At 70.0% G+C, this 24,336-nt stretch carries 18 protein-coding genes and 1 pseudogene; 6 read left to right on the top strand and 13 right to left on the bottom strand.

The genetic code is table 11. The features are described from left to right. Positions 1–41 precede the first annotated feature (41 nt). Both OG520_RS16585 and OG520_RS16590 read right to left on the bottom strand, forming a co-directional pair. Positions 42–1,292, bottom strand: coding sequence for a LolA family protein (locus tag OG520_RS16585; protein WP_406013662.1), 1,251 nt, complete (start codon positions 1,290–1,292; stop codon positions 42–44). 266 nt (positions 1,293–1,558) lie between these two features. Beyond that, a complete protein-coding gene (locus tag OG520_RS16590) occupies positions 1,559–2,569 on the bottom strand; it encodes a polyprenyl synthetase family protein (protein WP_399327049.1) in 1,011 nt (336 codons plus the stop codon). Between the two features lie 156 nt (positions 2,570–2,725). On the opposite strand from OG520_RS16590, the gene OG520_RS16595 reads away from it, so the two are divergent. The 6 genes and pseudogenes from OG520_RS16595 to OG520_RS16620 all read left to right on the top strand — a co-directional run bounded on the left by OG520_RS16595 (position 2,726) and on the right by OG520_RS16620 (position 9,068). Continuing rightward, on the top strand, positions 2,726–4,225 hold the full coding sequence (locus tag OG520_RS16595; RefSeq protein ID WP_266415625.1) for a peptide MFS transporter: 1,500 nt from the start codon (positions 2,726–2,728) through the stop codon (positions 4,223–4,225). Between the two features lie 9 nt (positions 4,226–4,234). Beyond that, a complete protein-coding gene (locus tag OG520_RS16600; protein WP_406013663.1) occupies positions 4,235–6,229 on the top strand; it encodes a CocE/NonD family hydrolase in 1,995 nt (664 codons plus the stop codon). A 140-nt stretch (positions 6,230–6,369) separates the two neighbouring features. Further along, positions 6,370–7,599, top strand: a complete 1,230-nt coding sequence (gene fahA, locus OG520_RS16605; protein WP_406013664.1) for a fumarylacetoacetase — start codon at positions 6,370–6,372, stop codon at positions 7,597–7,599. Then, a pseudogene (locus tag OG520_RS16610) lies at positions 7,599–7,730 on the top strand (GPP34 family phosphoprotein); the annotation flags it as partial. The gene fahA and the pseudogene OG520_RS16610, both read left to right, overlap by 1 nt. A 134-nt stretch (positions 7,731–7,864) precedes the next feature. Next, positions 7,865–8,320: a GPP34 family phosphoprotein gene (locus OG520_RS16615; RefSeq protein WP_406013665.1), complete on the top strand. Its 456-nt coding sequence runs from the start codon at positions 7,865–7,867 to the stop codon at positions 8,318–8,320. Between the two features lie 139 nt (positions 8,321–8,459). Next, complete coding sequence (locus OG520_RS16620) at positions 8,460–9,068, top strand: Uma2 family endonuclease (RefSeq protein ID WP_399327759.1); 609 nt, start codon at positions 8,460–8,462, stop codon at positions 9,066–9,068. 26 nt (positions 9,069–9,094) lie between these two features. Here the strand turns inward: OG520_RS16620 and recQ are convergent, their stop codons facing one another. The 11 genes from recQ to nuoE all read right to left on the bottom strand — a co-directional run bounded on the left by recQ (position 9,095) and on the right by nuoE (position 24,327). After that, a complete protein-coding gene (gene recQ / locus OG520_RS16625) occupies positions 9,095–11,089 on the bottom strand; it encodes a DNA helicase RecQ (protein ID WP_406013666.1) in 1,995 nt (664 codons plus the stop codon). 150 nt (positions 11,090–11,239) lie between these two features. Next, positions 11,240–12,904 carry an NADH-quinone oxidoreductase subunit NuoN gene (nuoN, locus tag OG520_RS16630; protein ID WP_399327038.1) on the bottom strand — a complete coding sequence of 555 codons (1,665 nt, stop codon included), beginning with the start codon at positions 12,902–12,904 and terminating at the stop codon, positions 11,240–11,242. Next, the gene (locus tag OG520_RS16635; protein ID WP_399327036.1) at positions 12,901–14,511 is read right to left on the bottom strand and encodes an NADH-quinone oxidoreductase subunit M; all 1,611 of its coding nucleotides are present in this window, start codon (positions 14,509–14,511) and stop codon (positions 12,901–12,903) included. Before OG520_RS16635 ends, nuoN begins: the two co-directional genes overlap by 4 nt. A gap of 5 nt (positions 14,512–14,516) precedes the next feature. Further along, positions 14,517–16,412 carry an NADH-quinone oxidoreductase subunit L gene (gene nuoL, locus OG520_RS16640; protein ID WP_399327034.1) on the bottom strand — a complete coding sequence of 632 codons (1,896 nt, stop codon included), beginning with the start codon at positions 16,410–16,412 and terminating at the stop codon, positions 14,517–14,519. 14 nt (positions 16,413–16,426) lie between these two features. Beyond that, positions 16,427–16,726, bottom strand: a complete 300-nt coding sequence (gene nuoK / locus OG520_RS16645) for an NADH-quinone oxidoreductase subunit NuoK (protein ID WP_093543641.1) — start codon at positions 16,724–16,726, stop codon at positions 16,427–16,429. Beyond that, positions 16,723–17,550 (bottom strand): NADH-quinone oxidoreductase subunit J, encoded by an 828-nt coding sequence (locus OG520_RS16650; RefSeq protein ID WP_406013667.1) that lies wholly within the window; start codon positions 17,548–17,550, stop codon positions 16,723–16,725. The genes nuoK and OG520_RS16650 overlap by 4 nt, the downstream gene beginning before the upstream one ends. Continuing rightward, entirely contained in the window at positions 17,547–18,194 is a 648-nt protein-coding gene (nuoI, locus tag OG520_RS16655) for an NADH-quinone oxidoreductase subunit NuoI (RefSeq protein ID WP_266415643.1), read from the bottom strand. The genes OG520_RS16650 and nuoI overlap by 4 nt, the downstream gene beginning before the upstream one ends. After that, the gene (gene nuoH, locus OG520_RS16660; protein ID WP_406013668.1) at positions 18,187–19,590 is read right to left on the bottom strand and encodes an NADH-quinone oxidoreductase subunit NuoH; all 1,404 of its coding nucleotides are present in this window, start codon (positions 19,588–19,590) and stop codon (positions 18,187–18,189) included. The genes nuoI and nuoH overlap by 8 nt, the downstream gene beginning before the upstream one ends. Beyond that, on the bottom strand, positions 19,587–22,118 hold the full coding sequence (locus OG520_RS16665; RefSeq protein ID WP_406013669.1) for an NADH-quinone oxidoreductase subunit G: 2,532 nt from the start codon (positions 22,116–22,118) through the stop codon (positions 19,587–19,589). The genes nuoH and OG520_RS16665 overlap by 4 nt, the downstream gene beginning before the upstream one ends. Then, positions 22,115–23,497 (bottom strand): NADH-quinone oxidoreductase subunit NuoF, encoded by a 1,383-nt coding sequence (gene nuoF, locus OG520_RS16670; RefSeq protein WP_385325341.1) that lies wholly within the window; start codon positions 23,495–23,497, stop codon positions 22,115–22,117. The genes OG520_RS16665 and nuoF overlap by 4 nt, the downstream gene beginning before the upstream one ends. Further along, entirely contained in the window at positions 23,497–24,327 is an 831-nt protein-coding gene (gene nuoE, locus OG520_RS16675) for an NADH-quinone oxidoreductase subunit NuoE (protein ID WP_266425506.1), read from the bottom strand. The genes nuoF and nuoE overlap by 1 nt, the downstream gene beginning before the upstream one ends. Positions 24,328–24,336: the final 9 nt, after the last annotated feature.

Genomic DNA, 24,336 nt, shown 5'->3' on the forward strand with positions numbered 1-24,336 from the left:
GGGGCGGGTGAGCGGTGCGGGAAGCGCGGCGCGCCCCGGCGTCAGGAGGCGTTGTTCGCCGCCTGGACCAGCGCGTCCTTGGTGACCGCGCCGACGTACACCTTGCCGTCGTCCGTCATCAGGGCATTGACCAGGCGGGTCTTGAAGACCGTGCCCGAGCCGAACGTGCCGGAGACCTTGTCGCCCAGCGCGTCCAGGAACTGCTGGGCCTCGGCCGGGACGTCGCCCGACGCCTTCGAGGGGAGCCCGGTGCCGCCCGGGGTCGTGATCTCGGCGATGGCGCTCCAGCCCTTGCCGATGACCTTGGTGTCCTTGGCCTCCGGTCCCCCGGCGCCCAGTCCCTCGGCACCCGGGATCAGGCCGTCGAGGCCCTTGTCGGCCTTGTGCTGCGCCTTCGCGTCGTCGGCCTCGGTCACCTCGGTGCCCTTGGGCGGGGTGAACGTGAACGAGGAGGCGTCCGGCTTCGAGAAGTCGACCTTGGTGAATCCGGCGTCGACTACGGCCTTGCCACCGGCGCTCGGAAGCAGCGTGAACTTCAGCGGCACGCCGTTCTCCGCGTCGACCGCGATCGTGACCGAACCGATCGTGGAACCGCTCTGCTTCGGCTTGAGGACCAGCTTGTACGCGTCGCGCCCGGCGACCTGCGCGGTGCCGTCGACCGTCACCGACGTGGTGGGGCCGGCGGCCTTCAGTACCTGTTCGGCGAGTGCCTTCGGGGTGGTGGGCATGTCCTCGGGAACCGGGTGCCCGGACTTCTTCCCGGCGTCCTGGCCGGCCCGGTCCTCGGTGGCGTGGTAGGCCTCGTCGGACTTGCTGTCGTACGCCCAGACCTGATCGCCGTTGCGGATCAGGCTGTACTCGGACGCGTTGTCCAGGATCGACAGCCGCTGCTTGTCGGGACCGTCGGCGGCCACCCGGAGGGTGTGCGTGCCGGAGGCCAGCTCGGTCATCCGCTCCTGCGGATCGGCGCTCGAACCGCCCTTGCCGCCCCCGCCGCCCGGGGCGAAGGAGCCGGCCAGACCGCCGAGCGACGGGATGCCGAGGTCCGTGCTGACCTTCACCGTGCCGGAGAGCCGCTGGGTGTCCGAAGCGGCGATCTTCTCGATGAGCTGCTGTGCGCTGATCTTCGGCAGATCGGGGTCGCCGGAGCTCGCGAGCGCCGGGACCAGCCCGATCGTCGCGGCCGCAACTCCCGCCACCGCGACCGGGACGATGTAGCGCGCCGCCTTGCGGCGGGCGACGGCGGTGCCCCTGGTCCCGCCGTTGGTCTCTGCGCTGTCGTTCGGTGCCATGTGTGCCCTACCTCCGTGGTCGGCGGCTTCCGTCCGGTTGCACTCGTCCACTCCGTGCCGCCATTCTCACCCGGTTTGGTCAGGAGTGGTTGTTCTCCATCTGACCAAACCGGCGGCGCGGAAGCGTCAGCCCCCGGGAGCAACTCCGCGTACCTCTTCGGTATGACACCGGACGGCGATTGCTCCCCCGTCCAGTAGGGGACGCCACGACGGCGGCCCGGAGCCTGTCGCGTGGCCGCCCGGTCCGGAGGTCACCCGACAGGCTCTCAGCCCGCGCGGTGCACCACCGCGTCGCACAGCTCCCGCAGTGCGGCCTTCGCATAGCCCTCGGGCAGCGGCGTCAGCGTCGCGCGCGCCTCCTCCGCGTACCGGACGGTGTCCCGTCGGGCCTGCTCCAGCGCCGGGTGGGCGCGCAGCCTGCGCAGCGCCTCGGCGTGCCGGGCGTCGTCGCTGAGGTCGCCGTCGAGCAGCTCGACGAGCTCCAGGTCGTCCGCCTTCCCGTCGGCTGCCGCCTGCGCCCGCAGGTGGAGCACGGGGAGCGTCGGGATGCCCTCGCGCAGATCGGTGCCCGGAGTCTTGCCGGACTCGTGGGAGTCGGACGCGATGTCGAGTACGTCGTCGGCGAGCTGGAAGGCGACGCCGAGCCGCTCCCCGTACTGGGTGAGGATGTCGACCGCCGAGTCGTCCGCGCCGGCCATCATCGCGCCGAACCGGCAGGCCACCGCGATCAGCGAGCCGGTCTTGCCGCGCATCACTTCCAGGTAGTGCTCGACCGGGTCACGGTCGTCGCCCGGCCCCGCGGTCTCCAGGATCTGGCCGGTGACCAGCCGCTCGAACGCCTCCGCCTGGATGCGTACGGCCTCCGGTCCGAGGTCGGCCAGTATGTGCGAGGCGCGGGCGAAGAGGAAGTCGCCGGTCAGCACGGCCACCGAGTTGCCCCAGCGGTTGTTGGCGCTGTCCACGCCGCGGCGCACGTCCGCCTCGTCCATCACGTCGTCGTGGTAGAGCGTCGCGAGGTGCGTCAGCTCGACGACGACGGCCGCGGGCACGATGCCGGGCGCGTCCGGGTCGCCGAACTGGGCGGCCAGCATGGCCAACAGCGGCCGGAAACGCTTGCCCCCGGCGCGCACGAGATGCTGCGCGGCCTCCGTGATGAAGGGCACGCCGCTCTTGGTGGCATCGAGCAGCCCGGACTCGACAGCAACCAACCCGGCCTGGACATCGGCCTCAAGTGCCTGGTCCCGCACGCTCAGCCCGAACGGCCCGACGACGGTCACGAGGGGATCTCCTGTCTGCTGACGATCACACGGAATGTCGATGTGTCGCTGTCATCACTCAAGTCAGCGTATCCGGTCCCCTTTGGATCACCGTGGGCGCCTTCCCGCCACCGCCGGTATGTTCGAGATCAGCTCATACGATCAGGAGTTCTCCCTTTGTCCCACACGGCCACCGACACCGAACCGAGTCAGCCGCCGCCGGAAGACGACCATGCCTTTTTCGGCCAACCACGAGGGCTGATGACCCTGTCCGGCCTGGAGGTCTGGGAACGCTTCTCGTTCCTGGGCATGCAGGCGATCCTGGTCCTCTACTTCGCGGACACGGTCGCCCGCGGCGGCATGGGCATGGAGGCGGGCACCGCCGCGTCGGTCTCGGCCGCCTACGGCACCCTCGTCTACCTGGTCTCCGTCGCCGGCGGCTGGCTGGCCGACCGCATCCTCGGCTCGTACCGCGCCGTCCTGTACGGCGGAATCCTCATCGCCTGCGGGCATTACGCCATGGCGGTGCCCACCGACACCATGACCTGGGTCGGCCTCGGCCTGATCAGCGCCGGAACCGGTCTGCTCAAGCCCAATGTGGCGACCATGGTCGGCAAGCTCTACCGCACCGACGACGAGCGCCGCGACGCCGGCTTCGCCCTCTATTACATGGGCATCAACATCGGGGCGTTCCTCGGCCCGCTGGTCACCGGCTGGCTCGGGGACCACGCGAGCTGGCACTGGGGCTTCTCGGCCGCCGCCCTCGGTATGACCCTCGGTCTGATCCAGTACGTGCTGGGCCGGCGTCACCTGGCCGGGCGAAAGCACAGCGCCGAATTCGCGCTGGCACCAGCACCCATGCGCCGCGCCATTCGGCTGATCGTCGTCGGCGCCGTCGTGGTCGCCGCCGTCGCCACCGCGCTCGCCCTGGCGGGCTGGCTGACCATGGACCGCTTCGTCGACCTGCTCACCCTGATCTCGGTGATCGCACCGGTCGTCTACTTCGTGGTGATGTTCCGCAGCCCCCGGGTCACCTCGGAGGAACGCGGCAGGCTGCGCCCGTACGTGGTGCTGTTCCTGGCCTCCGTCGTCTTCAACTTCATCCTGTTCCAGGCGTACTCGACGATGATGCTGCTCGCGTCGACCAACGCCCGTACCGAGATCTTCGGCTTCCATTTCCCGGCGAGCTGGTACGCCTCCGCGCTCGGCGCCTTCGAGGTCGCGCTCGCCCCGGTGGTCGCCACCGTCTGGGCCCGGATGGGTCCGCGCCAGCCGCACGCCTCCAACAAGATCGCGATCGGGGTGATCCTCGGCGGGCTGTCCTTCCTGCTGATGGTGCTGCCGACCTCCGGGCACTCCGGCGACACCTACAAGATGGCCGCCTGGTGGATCGTCGGCTCGTACCTGCTGCTCGGCCTCGGCGACATCCTGCTGGAGACCTCCGGCATGTCCGCGACCACCAAGCTCGCCCCCAAGGCGTTCGCCAGCCAGACGATGGCGCTCTGGTTCCTCTCGCTGGCGCTCGCCAACGGCATCCAGGCACAAGTCGTGAAGCTGTACGGCGAGGTCTCCAACCCCGCCTACTTCGGTGTAAATGGCGCAATCGCGGTGGTGGCCGGTGTGGCCGTCATCGCCGCGGCACCCTGGCTCAAGCGCACCATGCACCCCGTCCACTGAGGTACCGCCATGCACATCCGCACCACATTCCCGTATGACACCACCCATGAGGACGTCCGCATCCCGCTGCCGGACGGCACCCGGCTGTACGCCCGGATCTGGCGGCCCGTCACCGACGAGCCGGTGCCCGCGCTGCTCGAATACCTGCCCTACCGGCTGAGCGACTGGACGGCGCCGCGGGACTGGCAGCGCCACCCCTGGTACGCGGGCCACGGCTACGCCTCCGTCCGGGTGGATGTGCGCGGGCACGGCAACAGCGAGGGCCTGCCGGGTGACGAGTACGACGCGACGGAGCTGGCCGACGGCGTCGCCGTCATCCACTGGCTGGCCCAGCAGCCGTGGTGCTCCGGCCGGGTCGGCATGTTCGGCATCTCCTGGGGCGGCTTCAACTCGCTCCAGATCGCCGCGCTGGCCCCCGAGCCGCTGAAGGCGATCGTCACCGTCTGCTCGACCGACGACCGTTACGACAACGACGTCCACTACATGGGCGGCTCGGTCCTCGCCGTCGACATGCACGCCTGGGCGGCCACCATGCTGGCCTTCGTCTCCCGGCCGCCGGACCCGGCGCAGATCGGCGACGGCTGGAAGGACATGTGGCTGAAGCGGCTGGAGGCCGTCGACCCGTTCATCCACACCTGGCTGGCGCACCAGACCCGCGACGACTACTGGAAGCACGGCAGCGTCTGCGAGGACTACTCCGCGATCCGGGCGAACGTCCTCGCGGTGGGCGGCTGGCACGACCCCTACCGCGACACCGTCCTGCGGCTCGTCGAGCACCTCGACCCGGACCGGGTCCGCGGGCTGATCGGGCCCTGGTCGCACCAGTACCCGGACCGCGGTCTGCCGCCGGGGCCGTCGATCGGCTTCCTCCAGGAGACGCTGCGCTGGTGGGACCAGCACCTGAAGGACAAGGACACCGGCGTCATGGCCGAGCCGCTGCTGCGGTCCTGGATCAGCGAGTCGCACCGCCCCGCCACGGTGTACGAGACGTTGCCCGGCCGCTGGGTCGGTGAGAACAGCTGGCCGTCCCCGGACATCGCGCCGGTCGCGTACGCCCTCCAGGGCGGCCCGCAGATCGTCGACTCGCCGCAGCAGACGGGGCTGGACGCCGGGCGCTTCTTCCCGTTCGGCAACGACGCCGACCTGCCTCCCGACCAGCGCGACGAGGACGCCAAGTCGGTCTGCTTCGAGTTCCCGGTCGAGGACGCCCCGATCGAGATCCTCGGCCGCCCCCGGGTGAAGCTGCGGATCCGGATGGACGTGCCGCGCGGCCAGGCGGTCGCCCGGCTCTGCGACGTCGCACCGGACGGCTCCTCCACGCTGGTCACCCGGGGCGCGCTCAACCTCTCCGCCCGCAACGGCCGCGACCGCGCGGAGGACTGGCCGGTGGGCGGCACCGAGGACGTGACCTTCGAGCTGAACGGCATCGGGCACACCTTCCCGCCCGGCCACCGGATCAGGCTCGCGGTCTCCTCCTCGTACTGGCCGTGGATCTGGCCGCAGGCCGGGTCGGTGGGCTTCGTCCTGGACGCCGACGGCAGCCTCGTCGAATTGCCGGTGCGCCGGTCCGCCGAGGAACCCGTGATCCGGTTCGAGGAGCCGGAGCAGTCGGAGCCGCTCGGCGTCGTGTACCCGGTGACGCTCGACGAACAGCGCCCGGAGCGGCTGGTGGTCCGCGATGTCGCCAAGGGCGAATGGCGGTTGGAGGTCGACCCGCGCTACGGCGGCACCCGGGTCTACCCGGACGGCCTGGAGTTCACCGAGGACGCCCTGGAGACGTACACGGTCCAGGAGAACGACCCGCTCTCCGCACGCACCCGCTCCGACTGGGCGATCCGGCTGCACCGGCCGGAGATGGCGTGGGACGTACGGGTCGAGACGCGCTCCGAGATCAGTGCGGACGACACCGACTTCATCACCTCCGACGAGGTGGTCTGCAAGGAGGGCGGCGAGGTCGTCTTCCACCGCACCTGGGAGAAGCGGATCCCGCGCACGGCGGGCTGAACCGAACCCACCGCCGTGCCCCGCACACCCGGGGCACGGTGGAACTTTCCGGGCATCAGGAGCAGTTGGGACACTCCCGCGAGAGGGTGGCACCGACGTAACGTGTCCCCCAAGCGACCTGGAAAGCGAGGCAGCAACACATGCCCGAGCAGAGCAGCCCGCTCGATCTGGCCGAGGGCGACCCCTTCGGTCCGCACAACCTTCCCTACGGAGTGTTCTCCACCCCCGACCACCCCGAGGACCGCCGGGTCGGCGTCCGCATCGGCAATCACGTACTGGACGCCGGAGCCGCGGCACACGCGCTCGGCTCGCCCTACGCGCAGCTCCTCGCGCAGCCGGACCTGACCGCGCTGCTGTCGGCGGGCCGCACCGCGTGGCGGGACGTCCGCCGGGCGCTGACCGCGTGGGTGACGGTCCCGGCGCACCGCGCGGACATCGAACCGCTGCTGCACCCGGTCGATTCCGTGACGCTCCATCTGCCGTACGCGGTCGCGGACTACGTCGACTTCTACGCGAGCGAGAACCACGCCACCAACGTCGGAATGATCTTCCGGCCGAACGCCGAGGCGCTGACACCCAACTGGAAGCACCTCCCGATCGGCTACCACGGCCGGTCCGGCACCGTCGTCGTCTCGGGCACGGACGTGGTGCGCCCGTCCGGCCAGCGCAAGGCACCGGCCGACGCGGCCCCGGTCTTCGGCCCCTCCGTCAAGCTGGACATCGAGGCCGAGGTCGGCTTCCTCGTCGGCGTGGGCTCCGAGCAGGGCCGCCCGGTCCCGCTCGGCGACTTCCGCGACCATGTCTTCGGGCTCTGCCTGCTCAACGACTGGTCGGCGCGGGACATCCAGGCCTGGGAGTACGTCCCGCTCGGCCCGTTCCTCGGCAAGTCCTTCGCCACCTCCGTATCGGCGTGGGTGACACCGCTGGAGGCCCTGGAGTCGGCCCGCATCGCACCCCCGGCGCGCGACTTCCCGCTGCTCCCCTATCTGGAGGACGCCGGTGAGGAGGAGGCCGGCGGCCTCGACCTGCGGATCTCCGTCGCGATCAACGGGGAGGTGGTCGCCGAGCCGCCGTTCGCCACGATGTACTGGACGGCGGCCCAGATGCTGGCCCAGATGACGGTGAACGGCGCGTCGCTGCGCACCGGCGATCTGTACGGCTCCGGCACGGTCAGCGGCGCCGAGCCCGGCCAGCGCGGCTCCCTCCTGGAGCTGACCTGGAACGGCCGCGACCCGCTGGACCTCCCGGACGGCAAGCGCACCTTCCTGGAGGACGGCGACACGGTGACGATGACCGCCTGGGCCCCGGGCCCGGACGGCACCCGGGTGGGAATCGGCGAGGTCACAGGACGGATCGTTCCCGCATCATGATGCCGCCCACCCCGGAGCTCACGCTCCCCGAAGAGCTGCTGCTGCTCGCGCTGGACCCGCGGCGCGGCAAGCCGTACTGCTCCGGCCGTTCCCTGGAGTACGCGACGGCGGGCGCGGTCCTGCGGGAGCTGGAGCTCCAGGGCCGGGTCACCGGACAGCACGGCCGGATACAGGTGCTGAACCCGCTCGCTCCCCCGGACCCGCTGCTCGCTCAGGTCCTGGGGAGCCTGTCGGCCCCGGGCACGGGCCGGCGACCGCCGCCGCCGTGCGGGCGTCGGCGGTCGGCACGGTCTCGGGCGACACCGACACCCGGCGGTGGGTCCGGCAGACCGGCCGGTACGTCCAGGAACTGTGCCTGGAACACCTGGTGCGCCGCTCGGTCCTGCGCAGGGAGACCCACCGCTTCCTCGGCCTGCTGCCGTACCACCGGCACCCGGCGGCGGACCCGGCCCTGTCGCTCGCCGTCCGCGACCGCTTCGTGGCCGCCGAGGCCGCCGGTTTCCCGGACCCGCGCAGCCGGACCCTGGCCGCCCTGGTCTCGGCGGTCGGCCTGTCGGGCGCGGTGGCCCGGGGCGGCCTGCGGCAGCGTTGGGCGATGTACAGCCTGGTGACCGAGGAGTGGACCGCGGAAGCGGTGTACCGGAACGTCCGCCAGGACCGGGCGAACCGGAACCGCAGAAGCCACATCAGCGGCGGGGGCGGGTCCTCCGGGGGCGACTGAGCGGGGACGGGGGCCCCGGGGCGACCCGGGAGCCCGCTGGTCAGCGGTGCGTGAGGCGTTCACACGTTCGGGGGAGCCATGTCCTGTTCCCGGCGGATACGCTGGAAAGTCCCACGAGACTCTGCGTCATGGAGCACTGATGAGCGTCGAACCCGAGGCCCCCGAGCCGCGGTGGGCGGTTCCGCCCGTGGGCGGCTGGACCGCCGATGACCTGGACACACTCCCGAATCTGCCTCCGCACACGGAGCTGATCGACGGGAGCCTTGTTTTCGTGAGTCCGCAGACCCTGTTCCATTCACGGGCGGTCAGCTTCTTCGAATGGCAGCTGCAGTCGCTGGTGCCGCACGACCTCGAGATCGTGCGCGAGTTCACCATCGACATCGACCGCTACAACCGGCCCGAACCCGATGTGATCGTCGTGGACGGCGAGATCATCCAGGACCCGAGCCAGACCCGCTTCCCCGCCGAGTCCGTACAGCTGGCCATCGAGGTCGTTTCCCCGGAATCCCTGACCCGGGACCGGGAGACCAAGCCCATGAAGTACGCGCGGGCGAAGATCCCGCACTACTGGCGGGTGGAGAACCACGACGGCCGGGCGGTCGTCTACGTCTTCGAGCTGGAGCCGTCGACCGGGGCCTACACCTCCACCGGCATTTTCCACGACCGGATGAAGGTCTCCGTCCCCTTCCCCGTCGATCTCGACCTCACCGCGATCACCCCACGCCGCCGGGCGGCGGACCCGCAGTAGATCCGTCCGCCGCCCGCCCGTACGGCTCACTCGTACTCGGGCGGCTCCTCGTCCCAGCCGAACTCGGGGGCGGCTTCGGAGGACGCCAGGGTCGCCGGGGCCGGTGCGGGGGCGGCTTCGCGGGCCGGGGCCGGTTCCGCAGGGGCCGGCGCCTGGGTCTCCCCGAACGTCGCCAGCACCTCCAGCACCCCCTCGCCGTACGTCGCCAGCTTCTTCTCGCCCAGGCCGCTGATCCCGCCCAGCGCGGACACCGAGTCCGGCCGCACCGTGGCGATCTCGCGCAGCGTCGCGTCGTGGAAGATGACGTACGCCGGGACGCCCTGCTCCTTCGCCTGGGCGCCCCGCCAGGCCCGCAGCGCCTCGAAGACGGGGACGGCCTCGGGAGCCAGCTCGGCGGCGGCCGCCTGCGACTTCGACTTGCGTTCGGCCTTCGTGGCGCGCGACGCGGGCTTCGGCGCCTCCTTGCGCAGCAGCACCTCGCGCTGCCGGCCGAGCACCGAACCGCTCTCCTCCGTGAGCACCAGCGTGCCGTACTCGCCCTCGACCGCGATCAGCCCCTGGGCGAGCAACTGCCGTACGACGCCGCGCCATTCGGCCTCGGCCAGCTCCTCGCCGATGCCGAAGACCGAGAGCTGGTCGTGATCGAACTGGATGACCTTGGCCGTCTTGCGGCCGAGCAGGATGTCGATGATCTGGCCCGCGCCGAACTTCTGCCCGCGCTCCCGCTTCAGCCGCACCACGGTCGACAGCAGTTTCTGCGCGACCACCGTGCCGTCCCAGCTCTCGGGCGGGATGAGGCAGGTGTCGCAGTTGCCGCAGTCCGCAGTGGTGGGTTCCTGGCCGAAGTACGTCAGCAGCTGGGCGCGGCGGCACCGGACCGTCTCGCACAGGGCCAGCATCGAGTCGAGGTGGGAGGCCGCGCGGCGGCGGAACGCCTCGTCGCCCTCGCCGCCCTGGATGAGCTTGCGCTGCTGGACGACGTCCTGGAGTCCGTACGCCATCCAGGCCGTGGACGGCTGCCCGTCACGGCCGGCGCGGCCGGTCTCCTGGTAGTAGCCCTCGACCGATTTCGGCAGGTCGAGGTGGGCGACGAAGCGTACGTCCGGCTTGTCGATGCCCATGCCGAAGGCGATGGTCGCGACGACGACCAGGCCCTCCTCGCGCAGGAACCGGGACTGGTGGACGGCGCGCGTGCCCGCGTCGAGCCCCGCGTGGTACGGGACGGCCTCGATGCCGTTGCGGCAGAGGTACTCGGCGGTCTTCTCCGTCGAATTGCGCGAGAGGCAGTAGACGATGCCCGCGTCCCCGGCGTGCTCGTCCTTGAGGAAGGAGAGCAGCTGCTTCTTCGGCTCGGCCTTCGGCACGATCCGGTACTGGATGTTGGGCCGGTCGAAACTGGCGACGAAGTGCTTGGCGTCGGGCATGCCAAGGCGCTGGGTGATCTCCTGGTGCGTGGCGTCGGTCGCGGTCGCCGTCAGGGCGATGCGCGGTACGTCGGGCCAGCGCTCGCCGAGGACGGAGAGAGTCAGATAGTCCGGGCGGAAATCGTGACCCCACTGGGCCACGCAGTGCGCCTCGTCGATCGCGAAGACGGAGATCTCGCCGCGCGAGAGCAGCGCGAGTGTGGAGTCCAGGCGGAGCCGCTCCGGGGCCAGGTAGAGCAGGTCGAGCTCACCGGCGGCGAACTGGGCCTCCATCGAGCGGCGCTCGTCGAAGTCCTGCGTGGAGTTGATGAAGCCGGCCCGCACCCCGAGCGCCCGCAGCGCGTCCACCTGGTCCTGCATCAGGGCGATCAGGGGTGAGACGACGATGCCCGTACCCGCTCTGACCAGGGCCGGGATCTGGTAGCAGAGGGACTTGCCGCCACCGGTCGGCATGAGCACGACGGCGTCCCCGCCCGCCACCACGTGGTCGACGATCGCTTCCTGCTCGCCGCGGAACGCCTCGTACCCGAACACCTTGTGCAGCGTCCGCCGTGCGTCGCTCTCGGTCACATCCATGGTCCCGCCCGTCGTGCCCATCGCTCTGTCCCCCGGGTCCGTCCCGCGTCCTGCGTATTGCCGTCGTCCCCTGCCACGATAGGCGCCGCCTACGACAACGCCGGACGGGCTTGACTTCTCAAGCCCGTCCGGCGCCGTTCCAGCCGTGTGTCCGTACGCTGTGTCCGTGCGCTACCTCACGAACACTCCTGCCTGGCTCGCCAGGTCCAGGAAGTACTGCGGGGCCAGGCCCAGCACCAGCGTGACCGCGACTCCGACCGCGATCGTCGTCATCGTCAGCGGGGACGGGACGGCGACCGTGGGGCCGTCCGCCTTCGGCTCGCTGAAGAACATCAGCACGATGACCCGGATGTAGAAGAACGCGGCGATGGCCGAGGAGATCACACCGACCACGACCAGTCCGCCCGCGCCGCCGTCCGCCGCGGCCTTGAACACGGCGAACTTTCCGGAGAAGCCGGAGGTGAGCGGGATACCGGCGAAGGCCAGCAGGAACACCGCGAAGACCGCGGCGACCAGCGGCGAGCGCCGGCCGAGCCCCGCCCACTTCGACAGGTGCGTGGCCTCGCCGCCCGCGTCGCGCACCAGGGTGACGACGGCGAACGCGCCGACCGTCACGAAGGAGTACGCGCCCAGGTAGAAGAGGACCGACGAGATGCCGTCCGGGGTCGTCGCGATCACACCGGCGAGGATGAATCCGGCGTGGGCGATCGAGGAGTAGGCCAGCAGCCGCTTGATGTCGGTCTGGGTGATGGCGACGATCGCACCGCCCAGCATCGTGACGATCGCGACGGCCCACATGACCGGGCGCCAGTCCCAGGCGAGGCCCGGCAGCACCACGTACAGCAGGCGCAGCAGCGCACCGAACGCGGCGACCTTGGTGGCCGCGGCCATGAAGCCGGTGACCGGGGTCGGGGCGCCCTGGTAGACGTCCGGGGTCCACATGTGGAACGGGACGGCGCCGACCTTGAAGAGCAGCCCGGTGAGGATCATCGCGCCGCCGATCAGGAGCAGCACGTCGTTGCCCATGGTGTCGGCGAGTGCCGGGTCGATCCGGGTGACGGAGCCGTCGACCACGTTGGCGATGGCCGCGTACGAGACGGAGCCCGCGTACCCGTAGAGCAGGGCGATCCCGAAGAGCAGGAATGCCGAGGAGAAGGCGCCGAGCAGGAAGTACTTCACCGCGGCCTCCTGCGACATCAGCCGCTTGCGGCGGGCGACGGCGCACAGGAGGTAGAGCGGGAGGGAGAAGACCTCCAGGGCCACGAAGAGCGTCAGCAGATCGTTGGCCGCGGGGAAGACCAGCATGCCGGCCACCGAGAAGAGGACCAGCGGGAAGACCTCGGTGGTGGTGAATCCGGCCTTGACCGCCGCCTTCTCGCTGTCGCTGCCGGGGACCGAGGCGGCCTGGGCGGCGAAGGAGTCGACGTGGTTGCCGTGCGAGGCGGGGTCGAGCCGCCGCTCGGCGAAGGTGAAGACGGCGACCAGTGAGGTCAGCAGGATGGTGCCCTGCAGGAACAGCGTCGGCCCGTCGATCGCGATGGCGCCCATCGCGGCGATGTGCGCCTTCGTCGTGCCGTATCCGCCGGCCGCCAGTCCGACGACCGCGGCGAACGCGGCGGCCAGCGCGACGACCGTGAGGAAGACCTGCGTGTAATAACGGGCCCGGCGCGGCACGAATGCCTCGACGAGTACGCCCACGACGGCGACACCGATCACAATGAGGACCGGGGCCAGTTGGGTGTACTCGATGACCGGCGCCTTGAACTTCTCGACCGGGGCGGCCGATGTCACCCCGCCCGCCATTGTCCACAGGCTGTGGACAGCTGTTGCGCTCACTTGGCGGCCTCCACCTCAGGCTGGGGGTCCTTCTTCTGGACGTCCGACATGGTGTGCTGCACCGCCGGGTTGACGATCTCGGTCAGCGGCTTCGGATAGACACCCAGGAAGAGCAGCAGCGCGATCAGCGGAAGGACCACCACCAGCTCCCGGACCTTGAGGTCCGCCATGCCCTGGACCTCGGCCTTCACCGGGCCCGTCATCGTCCGCTGGTAGAGGACGAGGACGTAGAGCGCGGCGAGCACGATGCCGGTCGTGGCGATGATGCCCGCCGCCGGATACGCGCTGAACGCGCCGACCAGGACCAGGAACTCACTGACGAACGGGGCGAGTCCGGGCAGCGACAGGGTGGCCAGACCGCCGATCAGGAAGGTGCCGGCCAGGATGGGCGCCACCTTCTGCACCCCGCCGTAGTCGGCGATGAGCCGCGAACCGCGGCGGGTGATCAGGAAGCCCGCCACCAGCATCAGCGCGGCGGTCGAGATGCCGTGGTTGACCATGTAGAGCGTGGCACCGGACTGGCCCTGGCTGGTCATCGCGAAGATGCCCAGGATGATGAAGCCGAAGTGCGAGATCGACGCGTAGGCGATCAGCCGCTTGATGTCGCGCTGGCCGACGGCGAGCAGCGCCCCGTACACGATGCTGATCAGCGCCAGGACGATGATCACCGGCGTCGCCCACTTGCTGGCCTCCGGGAAGAGCTGGAGGCAGAAGCGGAGCATCGCGAACGTGCCGACCTTGTCGACGACCGCGGTGATCAGGACGGCGACCGGGGAGGTCGCCTCGCCCATGGCGTTGGGCAGCCAGGTGTGCAGCGGCCACAGCGGGGCCTTCACCGCGAAGGCGAAAAAGAACCCGAGGAAGAGCCAGCGCTCCGTGCCGGTCGCCATGGAGAGCGAGCCGTTCGCGCGGGCCTCGGCGATCTCGGAGAGCGAGAACGTCCCCGCGACCACGTAGAGCCCGATCACGGCGGCCAGCATGATGAGTCCGCCGACGAGGTTGTAGAGCAGGAACTTGACCGCGGCGTACGAGCGTTGCGCCGCCGCGTTCTCGTCGCTGCCGCTGTGTGCCCGGTCCCCGAAGCCGCCGATGAGGAAGTACATCGGGATGAGCATGGCTTCGAAGAGGATGTAGAAGAGGAAGACGTCGGTGGCCTCGAAGGAGAGGATCACCATCGCTTCGACCATCAGGATCAGGGCGAAGAAGCCCTGGGTCGGACGCCATCGATACGGCTTCGTCTCGTTGGGGCCTCCCCTGCTCGAACTCTGTTGAGAGCTTGGGGAAGGGTCGGCGTCGTGCCAGCCGGCCAGGATGACGAAGGGGATCAGCAGGGCGGTGAGCGCCATGAGCGCCACCCCGATGCCGTCCACACCCAGTTCGTACCGGACGCCGAAGTCCTTGATCCAGGCGTGCGATTCGGTGAGCTGGTAGCGGTCGCCGCCGGGCTCGAAGCGGGCGAGCGCGATGCCCGCCAGCACGAGTGTGGCCAGCGAGAAGACCAGCGCCAGCCATTTGGCGGTGGTGCGCCGGGCAGCCGGGACGGCGGCGGTGGCGACCGCGCCGATCGCCGGGAGCGCCGCCGTCGCTGTCAGGAGGGGAAAGGACATGGTGATCAGACCGCCCTCATCAGCAGGGTCGCGGCGATGAGAACCGCCGTACCGCCGAACATCGAGACCGCGTAGGAGCGGGCATAGCCGTTCTGCAGCTTGCGCAGCCGGCCGGAGAGCCCGCCCATCGAGGCCGCCGTGCCGTTGACGACGCCGTCGACCAGGGTGTGGTCGACGTACACCAGGGAGCGGGTGAGGTGCTCGCCGCCGCGGACCAGGACCACGTGGTTGAAGTCGTCCTGGAGGAGATCGCGGCGGGCGGCCCGGGTGAGCAGCGAGCCGCGCGGGGCGACGACCGGCACGGGCTTGCGGCCGTACATCGCCCAGGCGATGGCGACGCCGATGACGAGCACCACCATGGTGGCGGCGGTGACCGTCGTGGCGCTGACCGGCGCGTGTCCGTGGCTGTGGCCGGTGACCGGCTCCAGCCAGTTCAGGAAGCGGTCGCCGATGGAGAAGAAGCCTCCGGCGAAGACCGAACCGAACGCCAGGATGATCATGGGGATGGTCATCGACTTCGGGGACTCGTGCGGATGCGGCTCGTGGCCCTCCGCGTCGGGCTGCCAGCGCTTCTCGCCGAAGAACGTCAGCAGCATCACGCGCGTCATGTAGAACGCGGTGATCGCGGCGCCCAGCAGGGCCACCGAGCCGAGGATCCAGCCCTCGGTGCCGCCCTTGGCGAACGCCGCCTCGATGATCTTGTCCTTGGAGAAGAAGCCGGACAGGCCGGGGAAGCCGATGATCGCCAGATAGCCGAGGCCGAAGGTGATGAAGGTGACCGGCATGTACGTCCGCAGGCCGCCGAACTTCCGCATGTCGACCTCGTCGTTCATGCCGTGCATGACCGAACCGGCGCCGAGGAAGAGCCCGGCCTTGAAGAAGCCGTGCGTCACCAGGTGCATGATCGCGAAGACGTAGCCGATCGGGCCGAGCCCGGCGGCCAGGATCATGTAGCCGATCTGCGACATCGTCGACCCGGCGAGGGCCTTCTTGATGTCGTCCTTCGCACAACCGACGATCGCACCGAAGAGCAGCGTGACCGCTCCGACGACCACGACGACCAGCTGCGCGTCCGGCGCGGCGTTGAAGATCGTGCCGGACCTGACGATGAGGTACACGCCCGCGGTCACCATGGTCGCGGCGTGGATGAGGGCCGAGACCGGGGTCGGGCCCTCCATCGCGTCACCGAGCCAGGACTGCAGCGGCACCTGGGCCGACTTGCCGCAGGCCGCGAGCAGCAGCATCAGGCCGATCGCCGTCAGCTTGCCCTCGCTCGTCTGCCCCGTCGCTTCGAGGACGGGGCCGAAGGCGAAGGTGCCGAAGGTGGTGAACATCAGCATGATCGCGATCGACAGGCCCATGTCGCCGACGCGGTTGACCAGGAATGCCTTCTTGGCGGCCGTGGCCGCGCTGGGCTTGTGCTGCCAGAAGCCGATGAGCAGGTACGACGCCAGACCGACGCCCTCCCACCCGACGTACAGCAGCAGGTAGTTGTCGGCGATGACCAGGATCAGCATCGCCGCGAGGAAGAGGTTCAGATAGCCGAAGAAGCGGCGCCGGCGCTCGTCGTGCGCCATGTAGCCGATCGAGTAGATGTGGATCAGGGTGCCCACACCGGTGATCAGCAGCACGAACGTCATCGACAACTGGTCGAGCTGGAAGGCCACATCGGCCTGGAAGCCCTCGACCGGGATCCAGCTGAACAGCTTCTGGTGCAGTGCCCGGTCCTCCGCGCCCTTCCCCAGCATGTCGAGGAAGAGCACGACACCGATGACGAACGACGCGGCGGCGAGCAGGGTGCCGACCCAGTGTCCGGCGCGGTCCAGTCGTCGGCCGCCGCAGAGCAGGACCGCCGCTCCGAGCAGAGGCGCCGCGACGAGCAGCGCGATCAGGTTCTCCACGATTCAACGTCCCCTTACAGCTTCATCAGGCTGGCGTCGTCGACCGAGGCCGAGTGGCGGGAACGGAACACCGACACGATGATCGCGAGCCCGACCACGACCTCCGCCGCGGCGACGACCATCGTGAAGAAGGCGATGATCTGGCCGTCGAGATTGCCGTGCATCCGGGAGAAGGTCACGAACGCGAGGTTGCAGGCGTTGAGCATCAGCTCCACGCACATGAACACCACGATCGCGTTCCGCCGGATCAGCACCCCGGCCGCACCGATGGTGAACAGCAGGGCTGCGAGATAGAGGTAGTTGACCGGATTCACTTGGCGACCTCCTCTTCTTCGTTGTCACGGCCGAGCCGTTCCTCGGAGCGCTGCTCCAGCGCCTTGAGCCGGTCCAGCGACTCGTCCGACACCTCGCGGATCTGGCCGCGGTTGCGCAGCGTCTGCATGACGGTGAGCTCGGAGGGCGTGCCGTCCGGGAGCAGACCCGGGATGTCCACGGCGTTGTGCCGGGCGTAGACACCGGGGGCGGGCAGCGGCGGCAGCTGCTTTCCGCGTACGCGCTCCTCGGACATCTCCCGCTGGTTCTTGGCCCGTTCGGTGCGCTCCCGGTGGGTGAGCACCATCGCGCCGACCGTCGCCGTGATCAGCAGGGCGCCGGTGATCTCGAAGGCGAAGACGTACTTGGTGAAGATGAGGCTGGCCAGCCCCTCGACGTTGCCGCCGTGCTCGGTGTTGGCGGTGCCGAGCCCGTTGAAGCTGTTCAGCGAGGCGTTGCCGATGCCCGCGATGAGCAGGACGCCGAAGCCGAGCCCGCAGCCGGCGGCCAGCCAGCGCTGCCCCTTCAGGGTCTCCTTCAGCGAGTCGGCCGCGGTGACGCCGACGAGCATGACCACGAAGAGGAACAGCATCATGATCGCGCCGGTGTAGACGACGACCTGGACGATGCCCAGGAAGTAGGCGCCGTTGGCGAGGTAGAACACCGCAAGGACGATCATGGTCCCGGCGAGGCTCAGCGCGCTGTGCACGGCCTTCTTCATCAGTACGGTGGACAGCGCGCCGATCACGGCGACGACGCCGAGCACCCAGAACTGGACGGCCTCACCGGTCGAGGTCTGGGAGGCCGCAGCGGCCAGGGCGGTCATGCGCCCACCCCCTGCGCCGAGCCGTTGTTCTCGCTGTGCGCGTCGGCCGGCTTCTCGCCCTTGGAGACGGCGGCCTGGGGCTCCGTACCGGGCGCCGCCTCGGTGACGAGGCCCCGGTAGTAGTCCTGTTCGTCCATCCCGGGGAAGATCGCGTGCGGAGTGTCGACCATGCCTTCCTCCAGACCCGCGAGCAGCTCGTCCTTGGTGTAGATGAGGCTTTCGCGGGTGGTGTTGGCGAGCTCGAACTCATTGGTCATCGTCAGCGCCCGGGTCGGGCAGGCCTCGATGCACAGTCCGCAGAGAATGCAGCGCGCGTAATTGATCTGGTAGACGCGGCCGTAGCGCTCACCCGGGGAGTAGCGCTCCTCGTCGGTGTTGTCCGCGCCCTCGACGTAGATCGCGTCCGCCGGGCAGGCCCAGGCGCACAGCTCGCAGCCGATGCACTTCTCCAGACCGTCCGGGTGACGGTTGAGCTGATGCCGGCCGTGGAAGCGCGGCGCCGTCACCTTCGGCGTTTCCGGATACTGCTCGGTCAGCCGCTTCTTGAACATGGCCTTGAAGGTCACGCCGAAGCCGGCGACGGGGTTCTGGAACTTCTCCCCGGAGGCCCCCGAGGACCCCGAGGGCTCTGATGACTCAGACACCGTCCGCCTCCTTTCCGTCACTCGGATGTTCGTCACTCTGAGTATCCGACCCACCACTGACAACGAGCTCCCGCTCGCCCCGCGGCCTGCGGCGCGGCACCGGCGGCAGGGTCTGTCCGGGCAGCGGCGGCACCGGGAACCCGCCCGCCATCGGGTCGAACGCCGGCTCCGGTCCGGCCTCCGCCTCGGCGGCCCGGCCCTTCTTGTCGCGGAAGATGTCGGCGACGAAGGAGATCAGCAGGATCGCGATCACGGCCCCGGCCACGTACAGCACGATCTTCGTGAAGTCGTAGCCCTCGTTGCGCAGCGCCCGCACCGTCGCGACCAGCATCAGCCAGACCACGGAGACCGGGATCAGGACCTTCCAGCCGAGCTTCATCAGCTGGTCGTAACGGACCCGGGGCAGCGTGCCGCGCAGCCAGATGAAGAAGAACAGCAGCAGCTGGACCTTGATGACGAACCAGAGCATCGGCCACCAGCCGTGGTTCGCGCCCTCCCAGAAGGTGCTGATCGGCCACGGGGCCCGCCAGCCGCCCAGGAACAGGGTCGTGGAGACCGCGGAGACGGTGACCATGTTGACGTACTCGGCGAGCATGAACATCGCGAACTTGATCGACGAGTACTCGGTGTTGAAGCCGCCGACCAGGTCGCCCTCGGACTCCGGCATGTCGAACGGGGCACGGTTGGTCTCGCCGACCATCGTGACGATGTAGATGATGAAGGAGACCGGCAGCAGGATGATGAACCAGCGGTCTTGCTGCGCCTCCACGATCTTCGAGGTCGACATCGACCCGGAGTAGAGGAAGACCGAGGCGAACGCGGCGCCCATCGCGATCTCGTAGCTGATCATCTGCGCGCAGGAGCGCAGACCGCCGAGGAGCGGGTACGTCGATCCGGACGACCAGCCGGCCAGCACGATGCCGTAGATCCCGACCGAGGCGACCGCGAGGATGTAGAGCATCGCGATCGGCAGGTCGGTGAGCTGCATCGAGGTGCGGTGCCCGAAGATCGAGACCTCGTTGCCGGACGGTCCGAACGGGATCACCGCGATCGCCATGAACGCCGGGATGGCGGCGACGATCGGGGCGAGCACGTACACGACCTTGTCGGCCCGCCTGACGACGACGTCCTCCTTCAGCATCAGCTTGATGCCGTCGGCGAGCGACTGGAGCATGCCCCAGGGTCCGTGCCGGTTGGGGCCGATGCGCAGCTGCATCCAGGCGACGACCTTGCGCTCCCACACGATGGAGAAGAGCACGGTCACCATCAGGAACGCGAAGCAGAACACCGCCTTGATGACGACGAGCCACCACGGGTCGGTGCCGAACATCGACAGGTCCTCGGCGGCGAGCACGGCACTGTGGGGTGCCGCGGCCAGTTGAGCGAAGGCACTCACGCCCCCACCTCCGGTGTGACGTCGGGAGTACCCGGTGCGGCGGGGCCGATCCGGACCAGACCGCCGGGCCGGGCGCCGGTGTCGGCCGGGACGCCCCGCCCGACGGAGTTCAGCGGCACCCAGACCACCCGGTCCGGCATGTCGGTGACCTTCAACGGGAATGCGACGCTGCCCGCCGGACCGGTGACGGCCAGCAGATCGCCGTCCTTCACACCCGTCTCGGCCGCGGTGGTCGCGGACAGCCGGGCGACCGCGGCGTGCCGGGTGCCGGCCAGCGCCTCGTCGCCCTCCTGGAGCCGGCCCAGGTCGAGCAGCATCCGGTGGCCCGCGAGGACCGCCTCGCCGTCGCCGGGCCTGGGCAGCGGCTGCGCCTGCTCGTTCGGTTCGGTGGCGTGCGCCCCGGTCCAGCCGCCGAGCCGGTCCAGCTCACGGCGTACGGACTTCAGGTCCGGCAGCGCGAAGCGACCGGCTCCGTCGGCGCCGGTGACGCGGCCCATCGCGTCGGCCAGCATGTGCAGCACCCGGGCGTCGCCCGGCGCGAGCGTGCGCGTCATCTGCTCGGGCTTCAGCGCCGCCTCGAACATCCGCGCCCTGCCCTCCCAGTTGAGGAAGGTGCCGGACTTCTCGGCCACCGCGGCGACTGGGAAGACCACATCGGCGCGCTCGGTGACCTCGCTCGGCCGCAGCTCCAGCGAGACCAGGAAGCCGACCTGGTCCAGTGCCTCCAGGGCCCGTGCCGGGTCCGGCAGGTCCACGGTCTCGACCCCGGCGACGAGCAGCGCGCCCAGTTCGCCGGTGGCCGCGGCCTCGACGATCTGGCCGGTGTCGCGGCCGAAGCGGGACGGGAGTTCGGCGACGCCCCAGGCGGCCGCCACCTCGCCCCTGGCCCGCGGGTCGGTCGCCGGACGGCCGCCGGGCAGCAGCGACGGAAGCGCGCCCGCCTCCACCGCGCCGCGCTCGCCGGCCCGGCGCGGGATCCACACCAGCGCGGCCCCGGTCGCGGTGGCCGTCCGTGCCGCGGCGGTGAGCCCGCCCGGCACCGCGGCCAGCCGCTCACCGACCACGATCACGGCGCCCTCGCCGCGCAGCGCCTCGGCCGCCGCGGCTCCGTCGCCGTCGAGCCCGACACCGCCCGCGATGGCGTCCAGCCACTCGGTCTCGGTGCCGGGGGCGGCGGGAAGCAGCGTGCCGCCCGCCTTCTCCAGGCCGCGGGTGGCGTGCGAGGCGACCGCGAAGGTGCGCTGTCCGTGCTTGCGGTTCGCCTTGCGCAGCCGCAGGAAGACGCCGGGCGCCTCCTCCTCCGACTCGAACCCGACCAGCAGCACCGTCGGGGCCTTCTCCAGCGAGGTGTACGTGACACCCGCGCCGTCCAGGTCCCGGCCGCGCCCGGCCACGCGGGCGGCCAGGAAGTCGGCCTCCTCGCTGCTGTGGACCCGGGCCCGGAAGTCGATGTCGTTGGTGTCCAGCGCGACCCGGGCGAACTTGCTGTACGCGTAGGCGTCCTCGACGGTCAGCCGGCCGCCGGTGAGCACGCCCGTCCGGCCGCGCGCGGCGGAGAGGCCGGCGGCCGCGGCGGCCAGCGCCTCGGGCCAGCTCGCCGGTTCCAGGACGCCGTCCGCGTTGCGCACCAGCGGAGTGGTGAGCCGGTCCCGCTGCTGTGCGTAGCGGAAGCCGAAGCGGCCCTTGTCGCAGACCCACTCCTCGTTGACCTCGGGGTCGTTGGCGGCGAGCCGCCGCATGACCTTGCCGCGCCGGTGGTCGGTGCGGGTCGCGCAGCCGCCCGCGCAGTGCTCGCACACCGACGGCGAGGACACCAGGTCGAAGGGCCGGGAGCGGAACCGGTACGCCGCCGAGGTCAGTGCCCCGACCGGGCAGATCTGGATGGTGTTCCCGGAGAAGTACGACTCGAACGGGTCGCCCTCGCCCGTACCGACCTGCTGGAGCGCACCGCGCTCCAGGAGCTCGATCATCGGGTCGCCCGCCACCTGGTTGGAGAACCGGGTGCAGCGCGCGCAGAGCACGCACCGCTCACGGTCCAGCAGCACCTGGGTGGAGATCGGGACGGGCTTCTCGAACGTGCGCTTCTTGCCGTCGAAGCGGGAGTCGGAGCCGCCGTGCGACATCGCCTGGTTCTGCAGCGGGCACTCGCCGCCCTTGTCGCAGACCGGGCAGTCCAGCGGGTGGTTGATGAGCAGCAGCTCCATCACACCCTTCTGGGCCTTCTCGGCGACCGGCGAGGTGAGCTGCGACCTCACCACCATGCCGTCGGTGCAGGTGATGGTGCAGGACGCCATCGGCTTGCGCTGGCCCTCGACCTCGACGATGCACTGGCGGCAGGCGCCGACCGGGTCGAGGAGCGGGTGGTCGCAGAAGCGCGGGATCTCGATGCCGAGGAGTTCGGCGGCCCGGATGACCAGGGTGCCCTTGGGCACGCTGATCTCGATGCCGTCGATGGTCAGCGTGACCAGGTCCTCGGGCGGGATGGCCGCCTCGCCGCCCCCGGAGGGCGCACTCGTGGTGACTGTCATGCGTTCACCCCCTGGTGAGCGTTCTTGTCGTCGGCCCAGACGGTCGACCTGGCGGGATCGAAGGGGCAGCCCTTGCCCGTGATGTGCTGCTCGTACTCCTCGCGGAAGTACTTCAGCGAGGAGAAGATCGGCGAGGCGGCTCCGTCGCCGAGGGCGCAGAAGGACTTGCCGTTGATGTTGTCGGCGATGTCGTTCAGCTTGTCGAGGTCGGCCATCTGTCCCTTGCCGGCCTCGATGTCGCGGAGCAACTGGACCAGCCAGTAGGTGCCTTCGCGGCAGGGCGTGCACTTGCCGCAGGACTCGTGGGCGTAGAACTCGGTCCAGCGGGTGACCGCCCGCACGACACAGGTCGTCTCGTCGAAGCACTGGAGCGCCTTGGTGCCGAGCATGGAACCGGCGGCGCCGACGCCCTCGTAGTCGAGCGGTACGTCGAGGTGTTCGTCGGTGAACATCGGGGTCGACGAGCCGCCCGGGGTCCAGAACTTCAGCCGGTGGCCGGGGCGCATGCCGCCACTCATGTCGAGCAGCTGGCGCAGCGTGATGCCGAGCGGCGCCTCGTACTGTCCGGGGCCCGCGACATGCCCGCTGAGCGAGTACAGCGTGAAGCCGGGGGACTTCTCGCTGCCCATCGACTTGAACCAGTCCTTGCCCCGGTTCAGGATCGCGGGAACCGAGGCGATGGACTCGACGTTGTTCACCACAGTGGGGCAGGCGTACAGACCGGCGACCGCGGGGAAGGGGGGTCGCAGCCGGGGCTGGCCACGCCGTCCTTCGAGAGAGTCGAGCAGTGCGGTTTCCTCACCACAGATGTACGCGCCGGCACCGGCGTGCACCGTGAGTTCCAGATCGAGCCCTGAGCCCAGGATGTTCGTCCCCAGATAACCCGCCTCGTACGCCTCTCGTACGGCCTCGTGCAGACGTCGCAGCACGGGGACGACCTCACCGCGCAAGTAGATGAACGCGTGCGACGAACGGATCGCGTAACAGGCGATCACGATGCCCTCGATGAGGCTGTGCGGGTTGGCGAACAGGAGCGGGATGTCCTTGCAGGTGCCCGGTTCCGATTCGTCGGCGTTGACAACTAGATAGTGCGGTTTGCCGTCGCCCTGCGGGATGAACTGCCACTTCATCCCGGTGGGGAAGCCCGCGCCGCCGCGGCCGCGCAGGCCGGAGTCCTTGACGTAGGCGATGAGGTCGTCCGGTGACATGGCGAGGGCCTTGCGCAGTCCCTCGTATCCCTCATGGCGCCGGTAGGTCTCCAGGGTCCAGGATTCCGGCTGGTCCCAGAAGGCGGAGAGGACGGGGGTGAGCAGTTTCTCGGGGCTGCCCCCGTTTCCATTGCCGCTTCCATTGTCGTTGATCTCGGTCGCCAACGTCATCACTCCCCCTCCTCGGCGGTCGGGCCGGCCGGGTGGTCCGGGTCGGAGGCCGAGGTCTGCTGCGGTGCGTCGTGCGAGCTGAGGTGCTCGGACGGCGACGGGTCGTGGGGCTGGCCGCCGCGCGGGGCGCTGCCGCGCGGCGCGACGACGCGCGGGTGCGGGTCCTCGCCCTTGGCGAGCCGGAGGCCGATCAGCGAGGCGGGGCCCGCGCCGCCGGAGGCTTCGACGGCACCGGGGCGCTCGTCGGGGAAGCCGGCCAGGATCCGGGCGGTCTCCTTGTACGAGCAGAGCGGGGCGCCGCGGGTGGGTTCGACGGTGCGCCCGGCGATCAGGTCGTCGACCAGGTGGGTCGCGCTCTCGGGCGTCTGGTTGTCGAAGAACTCCCAGTTGACCATCACCACGGGTGCGAAGTCGCAGGCCGCGTTGCACTCGATGTGTTCGAGGGTGATCTTCCCGTCCTCGGTTGTCATGTCGGGCCCGTCGTTGCCGACGCCGAGGTGCTCCTTGAGCCGGTCGAAGATGGCGTCGCCGCCCATCACCGCGCACAGGGTGTTGGTGCAGACACCGACCTGGTAGTCACCGCCGGCCCTGCGCCGGTACATCGTGTAGAAGGTGGCGACCGCGGTGACCTCGGCGGTGGTGAGGCCGAGCAGCTCGGCGCAGAACGCCATGCCCGTACGGGAGACGTAGCCCTCCTCGGACTGCACCAGGTGCAGCAGGGGCAGCAGGGCGGAGCGGCTGTCGGGGTAGCGGGCGATCACCTCCTTCGCGTCCGCTTCGAGCCTGGCGCGCACCTCGGCCGGGTAGGCGGGGGCGGGGAGCTGCGGCATCCCCAGACT

The organism is Streptomyces sp. NBC_00984 (assembly GCF_045162475.1).
In the GTDB taxonomy this organism is placed as follows: Bacteria; Actinomycetota; Actinomycetes; order Streptomycetales; family Streptomycetaceae; genus Streptomyces.

What these genes read in the sequence shown, in the direction of transcription:
- fahA (WP_406013664.1), top strand. Translation starts at nt 6,370, where the DNA reads ATGCCCGAGCAGAGCAGCCCGCTCGATCTGGCCGAGGGCGACCCCTTC.
- recQ (WP_406013666.1), bottom strand. Translation starts at nt 11,089, where the DNA reads ATGGGCACGACGGGCGGGACCATGGATGTGACCGAGAGCGACGCACGG.
- nuoF (WP_385325341.1), bottom strand. Translation starts at nt 23,497, where the DNA reads ATGACGTTGGCGACCGAGATCAACGACAATGGAAGCGGCAATGGAAAC.
- OG520_RS16585 (WP_406013662.1), bottom strand. Translation starts at nt 1,292, where the DNA reads ATGGCACCGAACGACAGCGCAGAGACCAACGGCGGGACCAGGGGCACC.
- OG520_RS16600 (WP_406013663.1), top strand. Translation starts at nt 4,235, where the DNA reads ATGCACATCCGCACCACATTCCCGTATGACACCACCCATGAGGACGTC.
- nuoE (WP_266425506.1), bottom strand. Translation starts at nt 24,327, where the DNA reads ATGCCGCAGCTCCCCGCCCCCGCCTACCCGGCCGAGGTGCGCGCCAGG.
- OG520_RS16650 (WP_406013667.1), bottom strand. Translation starts at nt 17,550, where the DNA reads ATGACCGCCCTGGCCGCTGCGGCCTCCCAGACCTCGACCGGTGAGGCC.
- OG520_RS16620 (WP_399327759.1), top strand. Translation starts at nt 8,460, where the DNA reads ATGAGCGTCGAACCCGAGGCCCCCGAGCCGCGGTGGGCGGTTCCGCCC.
- OG520_RS16665 (WP_406013669.1), bottom strand. Translation starts at nt 22,118, where the DNA reads ATGACAGTCACCACGAGTGCGCCCTCCGGGGGCGGCGAGGCGGCCATC.
- OG520_RS16635 (WP_399327036.1), bottom strand. Translation starts at nt 14,511, where the DNA reads ATGTCCTTTCCCCTCCTGACAGCGACGGCGGCGCTCCCGGCGATCGGC.